A 15,737-nucleotide genomic window follows, 5' to 3' on the forward strand; every position below is an offset into this window, starting at 1 on the left:
TAAATAATGCACAGCAAGGATCAAAACACGGATTGCAGCCGGATCCAGATTAGACTGTATGGCCTGCTGCCATCTGTACGTTGGCGCACACAAGCTACAAAGCCTGCCCAACCAGTACTGCGGGGGTCTGGACCGAGGGAACCTCAATCTTAACGCTTTCAGTTACATCACATATTTTTTCATGGGGGGAAGATTGCCCTCCCAGCCACACCCCATTGCGAGGCAGCGGTAACGATGACGCAAGACCACCAGACTGGTTAAACGGTCGACCAGCCTGCGGTGTATGCGGGCCACGCAACCGCCACATGCCGGACAGACGGGACGCCTGAGCTGGAGTGTTGTCGTTACTGGATTATTCTGGGGCATGCGTCCATACCCAGGTTTTTGCAGTATTCAATGCAAATAGACAAGCTATTTCACCCTTGGGTCCGCGGGTCTGTCGTGGCTATTCACGAATTGCGCAACATCCCAGGACTCCTGCAGTGAGAGGGAATTTCCTTTGCCAAGCGGCATATTGGCCTTGATGAAGGCAGCTGCATTTTTTACGGAGTGCATACCTGCGCCAGCATTATAGGAGTCGTTGCCCCATAGCGGTGGAAATGCGTATTGCCCGTTTACTTTGCTACCCTGTCCATCTGCACCATGACAAATGGCGCAATTTGCCTGGAATACGGCAGCGCCGCGCTGTGCATCAGGCGGCAGCGGCGGATTTCCCGGCTCTGGATAACCGCGGCCAGCCAGCTCCACCCCGGTGGGGGCGCCTTTCGCAAGCCAGTAACTATAGCTGGTCAAGGCAATCATTTCCTTGCTGTTATATTCCGGTGCGGTACCGTTCATGCTGAAGCGGAAACAGCCGGCCAAACGATCTTCAAAGCTGTTTACCTTGTGATTTTTGCTTCGGTAAGCCGGGAACATCACATAGGCAGCCCATAATGGAGCAGAATCCGCCTTGCGTCCCGCGTCCAGGTGACAGTTGACGCAATTGAGGCCATTGCCGACCAGGCCTTTTGCATAGATCTGGGTATGCTCAAAAATATTTCTGCCCAGTTTGATCATGTCCCCCAGCTCACCGCTTGGCATATCGCGCTCTGATGGAGGTGTGAAATGAACTGGTTGAACGCCATGCGGGGTCTGCATGAGGTCGTGTTGTCCCGAATCCGGTTCGGGTAGATTCGCTGCAGGGAGCTGCCTGGGGGTGGCCGCAACATTTTGCCTGGGTTCCTTGGAGCCTTCATAGCGGGCGGGAACAAGGACAATGGCCGCAACAATCAACACTCCCGTTACCGCCAGCACAATCCACATTGGGTGGAATTTTCCATTTTGTGTAAGACGATTAATCCAGCGAATCATGGTGTGCATCCAGATTAATCATCATTTTGGATTCTCAAGATAGGCACTGACTGCGCTGATGTCGGCGGCGCTGAGTTTGTCGGCAACTGCCTTCATCAATCCCTGCGGGTCATTCAGACGCGCGCCAGTCTGCCAGTCTTTGAGCTGACTGGCAATGTAGGTGGCATTTTGCCCGGCAATGCCGGGGAAATGCGGCGCGATACCTGCACCATTTTCGCCGTGGCAGGCAAAACAGGCAGGCATGCCCTTGTCCCAATTGCCTTGATGCGCCAGTTGCGCACCACGTGTTGTCTGGGCTGTACTGGATGCAATACCTGGTCCAGGTTTCCAGGCCGGCAAACTGGCGTAGTAATCTGCTACATCATTCATCTGCGCTGTGCTCAGTGCACTGGCAATGGGTTGCATCAAGGGATTGGTGCGCAATTTTGCCTTGAAATCGGCCAGTTGCTTTGCCAGGTAATCCCTGTTTTGCCCTGCCAGACGCGGGAACCCGGCTGCGGCCTGGCCTTCACCATTTGCGCCATGGCACTGCATGCAGGCTGCCACGCTGCCCGTGCCATTTTTTGCTATCGTAGCGCCCGCCTGCGCATCGGCGTGGCTCAGTCCTGCCTGGGCCGACATCAGCAGGATCAGTAGGATTCCTGCTGATGAGCAGCGCGCGAATTTCATTCTATTCCCCCGTTTGGCTTGTTTTCCTGCAGGCACCATGCATGCGGATTCCAGCCACGATCATGATTGCCAGATGGGGCGGAACCGGCACTCCAGCCATTAAGCCGCACGGATACAATGATGTCCCGAAGGGATGTTACACCGGGGGTCTGCCACTGATCACCCTGAGCAGGATAACCACCAGCGCAATAACCAGTAAAATGTGGATGAAACCACCCAGTGTGTAGGAAGTGACCATGCCCAGCAGCCAGAGAATGATCAGAATAACCGCAATCGTGTAAAGCATGACAGCACCCCTCTTAAAGATTTGTAATTGATTTGCGCCAATCCAAAGCATTCGTCTCCGGTGTAAGGCCATACTTACATATAGAACGGCGTTCACCGGATGATAAAATCAACTGGCTGGTGCAGCTTTTAAACAGTCGACTTACATTCCAAACTGGGTTTTTGCCTGGTTGATGCAGCGTTCCTTGACATCACCGGAGTAGGTGTTGCATTTTTCCTTGGCAACTGCGAAATCTGCAGCACGCTTGTCCTTGGCAGCATCATGACGCACGTCGGATGCTTTTTCCCTGGCTTTCATGTTGGCTTCCGCTGATGTGTCGTGAGCTTTCTCATCGGCTTGCAAGGTCTTCATTTGGACCTTTGCGTCGGCCTTTGCATGCACATAAGCTGCCCTGGCCTCTTTCATGCACACGTCTTTTGCATTACCTGATTTGTCGTCACAGCGTTCCTTGGCCACTTTGTAACTGGCGTCTGCTTTCGCCATCAATGCCTTGTAGCGTGTTTTTGCGCTGGGTTCATATTTCGCTTCCAGCTCGGCTTTAGCGATGTTTTCGTTACCTTTGGCTTCGGCTGCGCAAATGTCATTGGCATTACCTGACAGCGAATCACATTTTTGTTTGGCGGCTTTGTATTCGGCGGTAATGCTGTTCTTGCTTGCCTTGTAATCGTTCTTGGACATGGTCTGGGCCATGGCGCCAGCGCTGAAAGTAAGCAGAATGGCTGCAGTAAGTGCAGTAAGATTGGTCTTTTTCATGATTTATTCCTTTTTTGAATGGGTGGGTCAATCAATTATTTTGACGCTTGAACCTTCCTGGGTCCTGGCCAGGTCGTTCGCATATTTCTTGGCGTCTTCCGGGCTGTCGAAGGACGCAAGCGGTTTATCAAATCCTTCTTCGCTCACATCCCACTGCCCGGATTTACCATGTTTCACACAAAAAACAGTGGATCCTTTTTGATCAAATCCCATGATTTCACTCCTTCATATCTGGCCGATTCCGGCCATGTCGCCCGAATCGGTTGTGAACTATAAACAAATGAATGTTGAGTGCTGCCGGTATCAAGGTGGCGTGGTGTCCTTGTTACGCTCCTCAAATTCCTTGATCTGCTTTTCAGCCTCATCCCTGCTAACACCATAAGCTTCCTGAATCTTGCCGGCCAACTGGTCGCGCTTGCCAGCGATTTGATCCAGATGATCATCGGTGAGCTTGCCCCACTGTTGTTTGACTTTGCCCTTGAATTGTTTCCAGTTACCTTTTGCGATGTCGGGGTTCATGTGTTCCTCTTTGCATGTCATTACGAAAGGCGGGATTGCCGATCGAGGATTGATGCCCTCGCCCTAATGAAGGCAAGGGCAGGTCAATGCGACTTCAATAGCGGGTGACGCGGCCATTGTCGATACGAACCCTGTCGCCTACGCGCATATCGCCAATATTGTCCTGCGTGAAACTCTCATAACCGCCGTTATCAAGGCGGACCCCGATACGATAAGCAGGGGAGCTCGCGTTGTTACGGTTTTTTTCGATCTCGTGACCTACCACGGCACCGCCGACTACTCCTGCTGCAGTGGCAGCGGTCTTGCCTCTGCCGCCACCGATCTGGTTGCCGAGTACACCGCCCACAACACCACCGATGACAGTGCCGATACCGATCGGACTACCCGAGCCATTGCCGTCAGTTCGCACTGAATTGATGGAATCGATTACGCCGTAGGCACTGATGTAGCGCGGGGAATTGCCGGAACGGTTGTCGGGGTATGGATTATTGGAACGGGTATCTGAGTATGGGTTGGTGCCGGCACAGCCACCCAGCAAGATCACGCTCATGCCTGCAAGCGCAAACACTTTATGGAATGTTTTCATGAAATCTCCTATGATCGAGTTCCCAGATTAGTTGTAAAGCAAGGGGCAGTCGGTACGCTGGCGCACATAAAAAATTAAATATTTTTTGGCCGACAAAATCATGAGAGGGTCTATGCCAGCAATACACGAGCCAAAAAATTACCCGCTGGCAAGCGGATGCCTGGCAATCAATTCGAGCGCATCGCACCCCATCAGCATGGAAAACGGCGCTTCGGCAATGGTTGCTGCGGCAACGAGGGTGTACTGGGCGTGCCGATTTTCATGGTTGGGCAGACCGCACTCACTCAGGCCACGGTGCCGCATTCCGGTCATGCCTGCCGCTTGAAATCATTGGTGCTAAAAGAGGTGTTCCTGATTCCCTGGGGACTAGCCAGGGTGCGCTCGCCCGTGCAATCTGCGTGCCGCGCGCCGCATTAATGAAATCGCGCTGGGTAGCATGGTGTCACGGCTGACACGGCGCTGCGCCTGGCTCGCGCCCCCGGTAGCAGTGAAAGGTTGTGGATGGGCTTGCAGGCAGATTGATGAGGATTTGCTGCATAGGGGCAGGTTGGCAGCATAATCCATCCGTGAGTCCGTGCGGGGCGGCTGTCCCCGTTTTTTCCCCCGTTTGAATTCCTGATGCAAAATCTCCCCTACTGGCGCCTGTCCGGTTTCTATTTTTTCTATTTCGCCTTGGTCGGGGCGATGTCGCCGTTTTGGGCGCTGTACCTTGAGTCGCTGGCGTTCAGTGCATTCCAGATCGGTGTGCTGATGTCGCTGTTGCAGGTGATGCGCATTTTTGCGCCGAATATCTGGGGCTGGATGGCGGATCGCAGCGGCAAACGCGTGATGATCGTGCAGATCGCGGCGCTCGGGAGCCTGTTGTGCTATCTCGGCGTGTTTTTTGGCACCAGCTTTGCCTGGCTGTTTGCGGTGATGGCGACCATGAGTTTCTTCTGGAGCGCGTCGCTGCCGCTGGTGGAGGCCACTACGCTGTCGCACCTGGGCGAGCATAGTCACCGCTACGGGCGCATCCGCTTATGGGGTTCAGTGGGTTTTATCGTGGCGGTGCTGGGGCTGGGTTACTGGTTCGATGTCCGGCCCATCAGCGATTTGCCCTGGGCGGTGCTGGGCTTCATGATCGGTATTGCGCTGCTGGCACGACACCTCCCGGAGGCAGTGATCGAAGTGCATGTGGCCGATCATCTGCCGGTGTGGCACATCGTGCGCCGCCCCGAAGTCATGGCGCTGATCGTGGCATGCTTCCTGATGGCGGCAGCGCATGGGCCGTATTACACTTTTTATTCCATTTATCTGGTGGACCATGGTTATACCAAAAGCGCGGTGGGCGGGCTGTGGGCGCTGGGGGTGATCTGCGAAATTGCTGTATTCATGTGGCTGCCGCGCCTGTTGCCGGGAGTGTCCATGGCACGGATACTGTTGGCGACTTTTGCCATCGCGGTGCTGCGCTTTCTCATCATTGCCTGGGGGGTGGATTACCCGGCCTGGGTGATTTTTGCCCAGGTGCTGCACGCGGCGACCTTCGGTGCTTTCCACGCGGCTGCGGTGGCGCTGATTCACCATCATTTCCGTGGCAGGCATCAGGCGCGCGGGCAGGGCATCTACAACAGTATGGCGTTCGGTGCGGGCGGCACGCTGGGCGGATTGTACGCCGGCGCCATCTGGGACAGCCTCGGCGCGCCATGGACGTTCACCATCGCGGCGGGATTCGCGTTGCTGGGATTTGTGCTGGTGGCATGGAAACTCAAGGCGATGGAGGCCTGATTCAGTGCATGGTTGCGACAGCCTGTGTATAATTTTTGACTCAACTCTTAAGTGGCTGCATCCATGAGCGCGCAAACCCTTTACGACAAACTTTGGCAGTCTCATCTGGTTCACGAGGAACCGGACGGCGCCACGCTGCTTTACATTGACCGCCACCTGGTGCACGAGGTGACCAGCCCGCAGGCATTCGAAGGCCTGCGCCTGGCCGGGCGCAAACCACGGCGTGCTGCCGCGGCAGTGGCGGTGCCCGACCACAACGTCCCCACCACTAACCGTGCCGGCGGTATTGCCGACCCGATTTCGCGTCTGCAAGTGGAAACGCTGGATCAGAATTGTGCCGATTTCGGCATTGTCGAATTCAAAATGAACGACGTGCGTCAGGGCATAGTGCATGTGATCGGCCCGGAAGAAGGGCTGACCCTGCCCGGCATGACCGTGGTATGCGGTGATTCACACACCAGCACCCACGGTGCATTTGGCGCGCTGGCGTTCGGTATCGGTACCTCCGAAGTTGAGCACGTGCTTGCCACCCAGTGCCTGGTCACCAAAAAATCCAGGGCCATGCGCGTCAATGTGGAAGGCGAACTGGGGCGCGGCGTCACCGCCAAGGATGTGGCTCTCGCCATCATCGGCAAGATAGGCACTGCCGGCGGTAACGGTTACGCGATCGAGTTCGCCGGTTCGGCGATTCGCGGGCTGTCCATGGAAGGCCGCATGACCCTGTGCAACATGGCCATCGAGGCCGGTGCGCGCGCCGGCATGGTGGCGGTTGACGACAAGACCATCGAATACGTGAAAGGCCGCCCCTACGCCCCCATGGGTACGGTGTGGGATCAGGCCGTGGGCTGGTGGCGCACGCTGGTGTCGGATGCGGATGCGGTTTTCGACCAGGAAGTGCATCTGGACGCCACTGCCATTGTGCCGCAAGTGACCTGGGGCACTTCGCCGGAGATGGTCACTACCGTGGACGGGCATGTGCCCGACCCGGCCGACGCGCCCTCCGAAGTCAAGCGCCACGACTGGGAACGCGCATTGGCCTACATGGGGCTGGTAGCCAATACGCCGATTGAGGAAATCGCCGTGGACAAGGTGTTCATCGGCTCCTGTACCAATTCCCGCATCGAGGACCTGCGTGCCGCCGCGACGGTGGTGAAAGGCCGGCAAAAGGCCATCAGTGTGAAGCTGGCCATGGTGGTGCCTGGTTCCGGCCTGGTCAAGCAGCAGGCGGAACGGGAGGGGCTGGACAAGGTATTTATCGCAGCCGGTTTTGAATGGCGCGATCCGGGCTGTTCGATGTGTCTGGCGATGAATGCCGACCGGCTTGAGCCGGGCGAACGTTGCGCCTCCACCTCCAACCGCAATTTCGAAGGCCGCCAGGGGCAGGGCGGGCGCACCCACCTGGTGAGTCCGGCCATGGCCGCCGCCGCTGCTGTGGCGGGACACTTTGTCGATGTCCGTAAATTTTAACTTGAAGGAGTGAAATCATGCGCACCCTTGCTCTTATTGCTACCCTGTTTTCCGTTCTCGGCCTTTCCGCCTGCCATACCATGCATGGCTTCGGCCAGGATCTTGAAAAAGTCGGCGACTCCATCCAGAAGAAATCGGAAAGATAATGCGTGCATTTATGCTACTGGACGGCCTGGTGGTGCCGCTTGACCGCGCCAACGTGGATACCGACGCCATCATCCCCAAGCAGTTCCTGAAGTCCATCAAGCGCAGCGGGTTCGGGCCCAACCTGTTCGACGAGTGGCGTTATCTCGACCACGGCGAGCCGGGACAGGACGCCGGCAGGCGCCCCAGGAATCCGGATTTCGTGCTCAACCAGCCGCGTTATCAGGGCGCGCAGGTGCTGCTCGCGCGCGAAAACTTCGGCTGCGGCTCCAGCCGCGAACACGCGCCGTGGGCGCTGGAAGATTTTGGCTTGCGCGCCCTCATCGCGCCCAGCTTCGCGGATATTTTCTACAATAACTGCTTCAAGAACGGCTTGCTGCCCATCGTGCTGGACGCTGCTATCGTCGACCAGTTGTTCCGCGAGACTGAAGCCGCGCCGGGCTACAGCGTGCGCGTGGACCTGGAACGACAGACCGTGACCACACCCGGTGGCGAGGCCTTCGGCTTCGACGTGGATGCGCACCGCAAGTATTGCCTGCTCAACGGTCTGGACGACATCGACCTGACCCTGCAGCAGGCGGACAAGATCAAGGTTTATGAAGAACGGCGCAAGGTGGAAGCGCCGTGGCTGTTTATCAATAATTAACCACGGGGCGCACCGGGCTGTCTGGATGTGCTTTCCCGCGTCCTCCGTGTCCCCGTGGTTCAAGGATTTTAAGAATATGAAAATCGCAGTATTGCCCGGCGACGGTATCGGCCCGGAAGTCACCGCACAGGCGGTGAAGGTGTTGCAGGCGCTGAACAATAACGGCTTGAAGATTGAAATGGAACATGCCGCCATCGGTGGTGCAGGTTACGACGCGGCTGGCGATCCGCTGCCGGAAGCCACGCTGAACCTGGCGCGCCAAGCCGACGCGATCCTGCTCGGTGCGGTGGGCGGCTATCAGTACGATACGCTGCCGCGCCCGATGCGCCCGGAACAGGGCTTGCTGCGCATCCGCAAGGAGCTCAATCTGTTCGCCAACCTGCGTCCGGCCACGCTCTATCCGGAGCTGGCCGATGCGTCCACGCTCAAGCCGGAAGTGGTGGCAGGGCTGGACCTGATGATCGTGCGCGAACTCACCGGCGACCTCTACTTCGGCCAGCCGCGCGGCATCCAGGTCAACGAGGCGGGCGAGCGCGAGGGCTACAACACCATGCGCTATGCCGAATCCGAAGTGCGGCGCGTGGCGCACATCGGTTTCCAGATCGCCATGAAGCGCGGCAGGAAGCTGTGCTCGGTGGAAAAGGCCAATGTGCTGGAAACCAGCGAGCTGTGGCGCGCAGTGGTGATCGAGACCGCCAGGCAATACCCGGAGGTGGCTCTGTCGCACATGTACGTGGACAACGCAGCGATGCAGCTGGTGCGCAATCCCAGACAGTTCGACGTGATCCTCACCGGCAACATCTTCGGCGACATCCTCTCCGACGAGGCTTCCATGCTCACCGGCTCCATCGGCATGCTGGGTTCGGCGTCATTGGACGAGAACCGCAAGGGCATGTACGAGCCCATCCACGGCTCGGCGCCGGACATCGCCGGCAAGGACATTGCCAATCCGCTCGCCACGATTCTTTCCGCCGCGATGATGATGCGCTACACCTTCGGCCACGATGGTGTGGCCGACCGCATTGAGAATGCGGTGAAAAAAGTGATCAGCCAGGGGCTGCGCACCGCTGATATTTATACGCCCGGTACCACCAGGGTGGGCTGCGCGGCCATGGGCGATGCAGTGCTTGCCGCGCTGTGACTGAATAAAAAACAACAGGAGACACGGAAAATGATGCGAGCAGGTCTGGTTGGCTGGCGCGGCATGGTGGGTTCGGTGCTGATGCAGCGCATGCGCGAGGAAGGCGATTTCGACGTGATCGAGCCGGTGTTTTTCACCACCTCGCAGGTGGGCGGCAAAGGGCCTGACATCGGCCGCGACGTGCCACCGCTGAAAGACGCCCGCAACATTGATGAGCTGCGCGCGATGGACGCCATCATCTCCACCCAGGGTGGCGACTACACCGGCGAAATCTTCGGCAAGCTGCGCGCCGCCGGCTGGAAAGGCTACTGGATCGACGCCGCCTCCACGCTGCGCATGGAAGCGGACAGCGTCATCATTCTCGACCCGGTGAACAAGCATGTGATCGAGGACGCGCTTGCCAAGGGCGGCAAGGATTTCATTGGCGGCAACTGCACTGTCTCGCTGATGCTGATGGCGCTGGGCGGACTGTTCCGCGCAGGACTGGTGGACTGGATCAGCGCCATGACCTATCAGGCTGCCTCGGGTGCCGGTGCGCAGAACATGCGCGAACTGCTCAGCCAGATGGGCGAAGCGCATCGTGTGGCGAAGAATCTGCTGGACGACCCGGCTTCCGCCATCCTCGACATTGATCGCGAGGTGGCCGGCACGCTGCGCGACAACAGCTTTCCTACCGCCAGTTTCGGTGTGCCGCTGGCGGGCAGTCTGATCCCCTGGATCGACAAAGACCTGGGCAACGGCCAGAGCAAGGAGGAATGGAAAGCGCGCGCCGAGACCAACAAGATTCTTGGCCGCAATGACGACCTGATCGCCGTTGACGGCCTGTGCGTACGCATCGGCGCGATGCGCTGCCATAGCCAGGCATTGACCGTAAAGCTGAAAAAAGACGTGCCGATGGATGAGATAGAAGCCATCGTCGCTTCCCATAACGACTGGGTGAAGGTAGTGCCCAACCAGCGCCAGGCGAGCATGACCGCCCTCACCCCCACCGCCGTGACCGGCACGCTTAGCGTGCCGGTAGGCCGCATGCGCAAGCTCTACATGGGCGGTGAATACCTGTCCGCCTTCACGGTGGGCGACCAGTTGCTGTGGGGTGCTGCCGAACCGTTGCGGCGCATGTTGCGCATACTGGTAGAAGCCTGATGTCCAAAAAAGTTGATGTAGCCGTCCTTGGCGCAACCAGCCTGGCCGGTGAGGCAATGCTGGAACATTTGTCCGAACGCGATTTCCCATTGGGCAAGTTGTATTTGCTCTCGCCCAGCCTGTCGGTAGGGGACGAAATCAGCTTTGCCGGGCGCGATATCGTGGTTCAGGATGCGCAGCAGTTTGATTTTGCCCAGGTGAATATTGCGCTGTTTGCAGCCGGGGCTGAGGCGGCAGCGCATTACGCTGCCAAAGCCGCAGCAGCGGGCTGCGTGGTGATCGACAGCAGCCCGCAATTCCGCATGGATGCAGCGGTGCCGCTGGTAGTGGCAGAGGTGAATCCTGAATGCATTGCAGATTATTTGCCGCGCAGGCTGATCGCCAGCCCCAATGCTGCAACCACGCATTTACTGAAAGCCCTCAAACCGATTCACGACGCTGTGGGCATCAGCCGCATCAATGTGATTTCCTTCCAGTCTGTATCGGGTAGCGGTAAAGAGGCAATCAATGAACTGGCTGACCAGACCCGCGCCATTTTTAATCTGGCGCAAACCGAGAATACGGTTTATCCCAAACGCATTGCATTTAATCTCCTGCCGCAGATTGGTGCCTTTACAGCCAATGCTTACACCACAGAAGAAATGAAAATGGTGAATGACACGCGCCGCGTGCTGGCCGATGAAGCATTGGCAATGAACCCGACCACAGTGCGCGTGCCGGTATTTTATGGCCATGCCCAGGCACTGCATATCGAAACGCGCAACAGGATAGGCGCAGCGGCCGCACGCGATTTACTAAAGAACACGCCGGGTGTGACCGTAATAGACGAACCCGAGGATGGCAGTTATCCCACGCCGCTTGATGCGGCGGCGCAAGATGATGTGCTGGTAGGGCGTATCCGCGCGGATATTTCTCATCCAGACGGTTTGGATATGTGGATTGTCGCAGACAATGTGCGAGCTGGTGCGGCCCTGAATTGTGTCAACATCGCAGAAATTTTTATTGAAAAATATCTGAAATAAGCGTATTGATATTACCGGCTTTAAAATCACAATATAACTACATGAAGTGCTTGATAAAAGTCTTCAGTAATGAGGGGTTGGCATGATGCGAAAAAAGATCATTGCGAGTTATCTGTCGGCAGGCGTGCTGATGCTGCTGCCGTTAACTGCACATGCAGCCGGGCTGGGGAAACTATCCGTCAAGTCAGCACTGGGACAACCCCTCAATGCAGAAATTGAATTGCTGGCCGAGGATCAGGCTGAACTGGCAGCATTGTCCGCACGTCTCGCCGGTAATGATGCGTTCCGCGAAGCCAGAATTGATCCGGCCGCAGTGTTATCCAGCCTCAAATTTGTGGTTGACAGAAAACCCGATGGCCGCGCTGTGCTGAAAATCACCTCGAGCAAGCCGATCAACGATCCTTTTCTGGACATGCTAATCGAACTCGACTGGGCGACCGGCCGAATGGTGCGGGAATATACGGTTTTGCTTGATCCACCCGGCGCAGCAGCGATACAGGCAGCGGTGCCGCCACTGGAGGTCACGCCGGCCACCGTCAACAGTAATGCGGCCGCCGCCCAATCCAGAGAATCCGCAGCACAACCAAAACCGCCATCTGCCGCAGAACCCAAGACAGCAGGCGCAGCTGCGGCGACGCGCAAATCGGCCAAAACGACCGAGAAACCCGCCACCGACAACGCCGAAAAATCCACTGCGCAAACTTACGGCCCGGTCAAACGGGGTGACACCCTGGCATCCATCGCCAGCCAGACCAGGCCGGATGGTGTCAACCTCGAACAGATGCTGGTTGGTTTGTACCGCGAAAATCGCAAGGCGTTCGATGGCAACAATATGAACCGGCTCAAAACCGGCAAGATTCTCAAGCTGCCGAGCAGGGAACAGGTTGCCGCAATCCCTGCGGCGGAAGCCGCGCGTGACATCAAGCTGCAATCCGCTGACTGGCAAAGCTATCGCCAGAAGCTGGCCGGAGAAGTCGTCAAGGCAACGGCAGCACCGGAGAAATCTGCACAGGCAGTTGGCAAGATCATGCCAAAAGTGGAAGACAAAGCCGCCCGGACGCAAGCGGGCAAGGACGTGCTTACACTCTCTAAAGGCGAAGCTCCCGCCACCGGCAGGCAGTCGGCAGCGGGCAAAGATGCCAAGCTGGCGGCGGCCACACAGGACAAACTGAACGCGCTACAGGAAGATGCTGCCGCCAAGCAGAAAGCCTTGCAGGATGCCAACAACCGTGTGGCTGCATTGGAAAAAAATATCCGGGACATGCAGCGTCTGCTGGATATCAAGAGCCAGGCGCTGGCAGAGCTGCAAAACAATGCCACCAAGGCCAACCCCAATGCCACGCAGGCTGCAGGAGCCAGGGCAACAGCGCCTGCTGTTCCGGCAGCATCCGCCAGGCCTGAAAACCCGCCGCTACAGCCGGTTGCGATACCCAAGCCGGTTGCGCCCGGGCCAGCACCAGCAGATGACGGGGGGCGCTGGTATGACAGTATTAGCCCGCTCTATCTGGGCGGTGCCGCGTTGGCAGCGCTGCTGTTGGCACTACTTGCGTTCATGATGCATGGCAAGCGCCGCCGCAAGGGGCTATCGAATTTTGAAGACAGCATCATGGCCGGCACTGACATCAGGGCCAATACCGTCTATGGTACCCAGGGTGGCGGTGCGGTGAATACCAGCAACACCTCATTCCTTACTGATTTCAGTCAGGCGGGTCTGGGCACAATTGACACCCATGACGTGGATCCGATCGCTGAGGCCGAGGTTTACATGGCCTATGGGCGTGACGCGCAAGCCGAGGAGATCCTCAAGGAAGCGCTGACCAAGGATCCGGGGCGGCACGAAATTCATCTCAAGCTGCTGGAAATTTACGCAGCGCGTAAAAACCTGCCCGCGTTTGAGTCCGTGGCCACCGAGCTGTATGCAGCCCTGGGTGGCGAGATGACGCCGGTGTGGGCAAAGGCGGCCGAACTCGGACGCAAGCTGGATCCCAATAATCCCCTGTACAACAACGCTGGCGAAGCTACCCATGCTACCCACCCATCGACAGCTACCGATGGCGCTGCTGCAGTGGTGTCAGCAGCGGGCATGGCGACGGTTGCCCTGGCCTCGCGCCGGCGCACAGATACGGGTGAGGCTGATCCTGCATATACGGCAAGCGAGGTGCCGCACAGTGATTTCAACCTGGATTTTTCACACCTGCCGAGTGCTACAGAAACGGCGCATCATGATGGGCATGCTTCCGATACCCTGGGAGACAGTAGCCTGGATTTTACGCCCAGTGCAGAGCAAGGCATCATCGCAGACGCAGTTGAAAAGCATGCTGCGCATGAGGATTCCGTATTCCACGAGCTGGATTCGATGTTGGGGCCGGATACACACGACGATACACACTCAGGCACTTTTACCCATGATGAACTGAGTTTCCCGGACCTTGACTTCGCTGTGCATGATTTGGGCAGCAACACGGCCACGGCACCGCCTGAATCAGGACAGGTGGACGATGCCGGGCTGGATTTTGATTTCGACCTGCCGGAAACAGAGGCGCCGATGACAGCTTCCGATACGGCACCGGCTCTGGATTTTTCGGATATCAGTCTGGATCTGAACGATATCGGTGACATGAGCCAGGCTGCGGGTGAGCCTGATGAAGCCTTCCAGGAAGCGGCAACCAAACTCGACCTGGCGCGCGTGTATCAGGAAATGGGTGACAAGGAAAATGCCCGCGAAATCCTGCAGGAAGTGATGCAGGAAGGTAACGCAACGCAAAAAGAGGACGCGCAGATGCTCCTTGCCCAGATGGGTTGATGCACAGCGACATATTGTCCACTCGTTGCAAACTGCATCCAGCCACCGCCATCGTGCTGTGGCTGTTTTTTGTTGTGTGGCTTGAATTCGTTCGCCCGTCAGCGCTCGGCTTGGCCGCCTTGACATTGCTGCCCTGGCTGCAGGGCGCCACGTTAACGCAGTTTTTACGCTACTTGCGCCGCACCCGCTGGCTGCTGCTGTCGTTGCTGGTGATCTATGCATACACGCTGCCGGGTGAAAATGTGTCCAGCCTGCTGGGCAGTCTCAGCCCGAGCGTGCACGGTTTGCAGCACGGTGCGCTGCGCATCGCGCGCATGATATTGCTGCTCGCTGCCCTTTCTGTCCTGGTGATGCACATCCCGCGCACCGGTCTGCTGCTAGGCATATACCGGATTTTGTGTCCGCTGCAATTGCTTGGGGTAGACGTGGAGCGTATCGCCGTGCGTCTCTGGCTTACCCTGCACTATGCCGAGGCCGCCTTGGGAAACAAGCAGAAAATAAACATGAAGCAGCGTCTCGACACGCTGCAGTTAAATGAAGCGTTGCCCGATGCGCAATCGCACATCGAGTTGCCGGACCTGGCAATGGGTAGGGCCGATTATCTATGTTTGCTGCTGGCGATAGGCGTCGCCACCGTCACGCTGTGGTAGGCATCGCACCATGGTAAGAATTGCACTCGGGCTGGAGTATGATGGCCGGCGTTTTTGCGGCTGGCAGACGCAACCCGATGGCTGCAGTGTGCAGGACACTTTGCAGCGCGCATTGACGAGTATTGCCGGTCACGCGGTTGAAGTTGTCGCTGCCGGCCGTACCGATGCCGGTGTCCACGCCGCCATGCAGGTGGTGCATTTCGAGGCGCACTCCAGGCGCCCTGAAAGCGCCTGGGTGCGCGGCGTAAACAGCTTTCTGCCGGACAGCGTGGCAGTGTTGTGGGCGCGCACGGTGCCGCAGGACTTCCACGCCCGTTTCAGCGCATTGGCCCGCAGCTACCGCTATGTGCTGCTCAACCATCCGGTGCGCCCGGCATTGCAGGCCGGCCGGGTTGGCTGGTTTCATGCCCCGCTGGCGCTCGAACCCATGCGCGAAGCGGCGCAACTGCTGGTTGGCACACATGATTTCAGCGCTTTTCGCGCCGCCGCCTGCCAGGCGAAATCCCCGCTGCGCGAGCTACGCTGCCTGGAGGTCAGGCGCCACGGCAACCGCATCGTATTTGACCTCAGCGCCAACGCCTTCCTGCATCACATGGTGCGCAACATCGTTGGTGCGCTGGTGTACGTGGGCAAAGGCCAGCATCCGCCGTACTGGGTGGCCGAGCTGCTGCAACAGCGCGACCGCAAGCTCGCCGCACCGACCTTCGCGCCGGATGGGTTATACTTGAGCGCCGTGCAATATGCTGAGGAATGGGGCTTGCCAACAGCACAACGCCTTGATTTATGAACTGATT

Annotated in this window: 18 protein-coding genes; 10 read left to right on the forward strand and 8 right to left on the reverse strand. The window is 57.8% G+C overall.

Features of this window, described 5'->3' with window-relative positions; all coding sequences use genetic code 11:
* Positions 1-411 precede the first annotated feature (411 nt).
* The 8 genes from GZH91_RS05340 to GZH91_RS05375 form a co-directional block, all read right to left on the reverse strand.
* Positions 412-1,350 carry a c-type cytochrome gene (locus GZH91_RS05340; RefSeq protein ID WP_198415460.1) on the reverse strand — a complete coding sequence of 313 codons (939 nt, stop codon included), beginning with the start codon at positions 1,348-1,350 and terminating at the stop codon, positions 412-414.
* Positions 1,351-1,371: 21 nt separating this feature from the next.
* Positions 1,372-2,019, reverse strand: coding sequence for a c-type cytochrome (locus tag GZH91_RS05345; RefSeq protein WP_147071699.1), 648 nt, complete (start codon positions 2,017-2,019; stop codon positions 1,372-1,374).
* 136 nt (positions 2,020-2,155) lie between these two features.
* Complete coding sequence (locus GZH91_RS05350; protein ID WP_147071701.1) at positions 2,156-2,305, reverse strand: lmo0937 family membrane protein; 150 nt, start codon at positions 2,303-2,305, stop codon at positions 2,156-2,158.
* A 141-nt stretch (positions 2,306-2,446) separates the two neighbouring features.
* Positions 2,447-3,058 carry a hypothetical protein gene (locus tag GZH91_RS05355; RefSeq protein WP_147071702.1) on the reverse strand — a complete coding sequence of 204 codons (612 nt, stop codon included), beginning with the start codon at positions 3,056-3,058 and terminating at the stop codon, positions 2,447-2,449.
* A 27-nt stretch (positions 3,059-3,085) separates the two neighbouring features.
* Positions 3,086-3,271, reverse strand: a complete 186-nt coding sequence (locus tag GZH91_RS05360) for a DUF2188 domain-containing protein (RefSeq protein WP_147071704.1) — start codon at positions 3,269-3,271, stop codon at positions 3,086-3,088.
* A 90-nt stretch (positions 3,272-3,361) separates the two neighbouring features.
* Positions 3,362-3,577 (reverse strand): CsbD family protein, encoded by a 216-nt coding sequence (locus tag GZH91_RS05365; RefSeq protein ID WP_147071706.1) that lies wholly within the window; start codon positions 3,575-3,577, stop codon positions 3,362-3,364.
* A gap of 94 nt (positions 3,578-3,671) precedes the next feature.
* Positions 3,672-4,163: a glycine zipper 2TM domain-containing protein gene (locus tag GZH91_RS05370; protein WP_147071708.1), complete on the reverse strand. Its 492-nt coding sequence runs from the start codon at positions 4,161-4,163 to the stop codon at positions 3,672-3,674.
* A gap of 138 nt (positions 4,164-4,301) precedes the next feature.
* Entirely contained in the window at positions 4,302-4,475 is a 174-nt protein-coding gene (locus tag GZH91_RS05375) for a hypothetical protein (protein WP_161984117.1), read from the reverse strand.
* A 306-nt stretch (positions 4,476-4,781) separates the two neighbouring features.
* Between GZH91_RS05375 and GZH91_RS05385 the strand changes: the two genes are divergently transcribed.
* The 10 genes from GZH91_RS05385 to truA all read left to right on the forward strand — a co-directional run bounded on the left by GZH91_RS05385 (position 4,782) and on the right by truA (position 15,730).
* Positions 4,782-5,927, forward strand: coding sequence for an MFS transporter (locus GZH91_RS05385; RefSeq protein WP_147071710.1), 1,146 nt, complete (start codon positions 4,782-4,784; stop codon positions 5,925-5,927).
* A gap of 63 nt (positions 5,928-5,990) precedes the next feature.
* A complete protein-coding gene (leuC, locus tag GZH91_RS05390) occupies positions 5,991-7,394 on the forward strand; it encodes a 3-isopropylmalate dehydratase large subunit (RefSeq protein ID WP_147071712.1) in 1,404 nt (467 codons plus the stop codon).
* 17 nt (positions 7,395-7,411) lie between these two features.
* Complete coding sequence (locus tag GZH91_RS05395; protein WP_147071714.1) at positions 7,412-7,540, forward strand: entericidin A/B family lipoprotein; 129 nt, start codon at positions 7,412-7,414, stop codon at positions 7,538-7,540.
* Positions 7,540-8,184 (forward strand): 3-isopropylmalate dehydratase small subunit, encoded by a 645-nt coding sequence (leuD, locus tag GZH91_RS05400; protein WP_147071716.1) that lies wholly within the window; start codon positions 7,540-7,542, stop codon positions 8,182-8,184. Before GZH91_RS05395 ends, leuD begins: the two co-directional genes overlap by 1 nt.
* A gap of 76 nt (positions 8,185-8,260) precedes the next feature.
* Positions 8,261-9,325 (forward strand): 3-isopropylmalate dehydrogenase, encoded by a 1,065-nt coding sequence (leuB, locus tag GZH91_RS05405; protein WP_147071718.1) that lies wholly within the window; start codon positions 8,261-8,263, stop codon positions 9,323-9,325.
* A gap of 30 nt (positions 9,326-9,355) precedes the next feature.
* Positions 9,356-10,468, forward strand: a complete 1,113-nt coding sequence (gene asd, locus GZH91_RS05410; RefSeq protein ID WP_147071720.1) for an aspartate-semialdehyde dehydrogenase — start codon at positions 9,356-9,358, stop codon at positions 10,466-10,468.
* On the forward strand, positions 10,468-11,490 hold the full coding sequence (locus tag GZH91_RS05415; RefSeq protein WP_147071722.1) for an aspartate-semialdehyde dehydrogenase: 1,023 nt from the start codon (positions 10,468-10,470) through the stop codon (positions 11,488-11,490). Before asd ends, GZH91_RS05415 begins: the two co-directional genes overlap by 1 nt.
* Positions 11,491-11,572: 82 nt before the next feature.
* Positions 11,573-14,293: a FimV/HubP family polar landmark protein gene (locus GZH91_RS05420; protein WP_147071724.1), complete on the forward strand. Its 2,721-nt coding sequence runs from the start codon at positions 11,573-11,575 to the stop codon at positions 14,291-14,293.
* Positions 14,293-14,943 carry a hypothetical protein gene (locus tag GZH91_RS05425; RefSeq protein ID WP_161984185.1) on the forward strand — a complete coding sequence of 217 codons (651 nt, stop codon included), beginning with the start codon at positions 14,293-14,295 and terminating at the stop codon, positions 14,941-14,943. The genes GZH91_RS05420 and GZH91_RS05425 overlap by 1 nt, the downstream gene beginning before the upstream one ends.
* 10 nt (positions 14,944-14,953) lie before the next feature.
* Entirely contained in the window at positions 14,954-15,730 is a 777-nt protein-coding gene (truA, locus tag GZH91_RS05430) for a tRNA pseudouridine(38-40) synthase TruA (RefSeq protein WP_147071728.1), read from the forward strand.
* The last annotated feature ends 7 nt before the right edge of the window (positions 15,731-15,737 follow it).

Source organism: Sulfuriferula plumbiphila (assembly GCF_009938015.1).
Classification (GTDB): Bacteria; Pseudomonadota; Gammaproteobacteria; order Burkholderiales; family Sulfuriferulaceae; genus Sulfuriferula; species Sulfuriferula plumbiphila.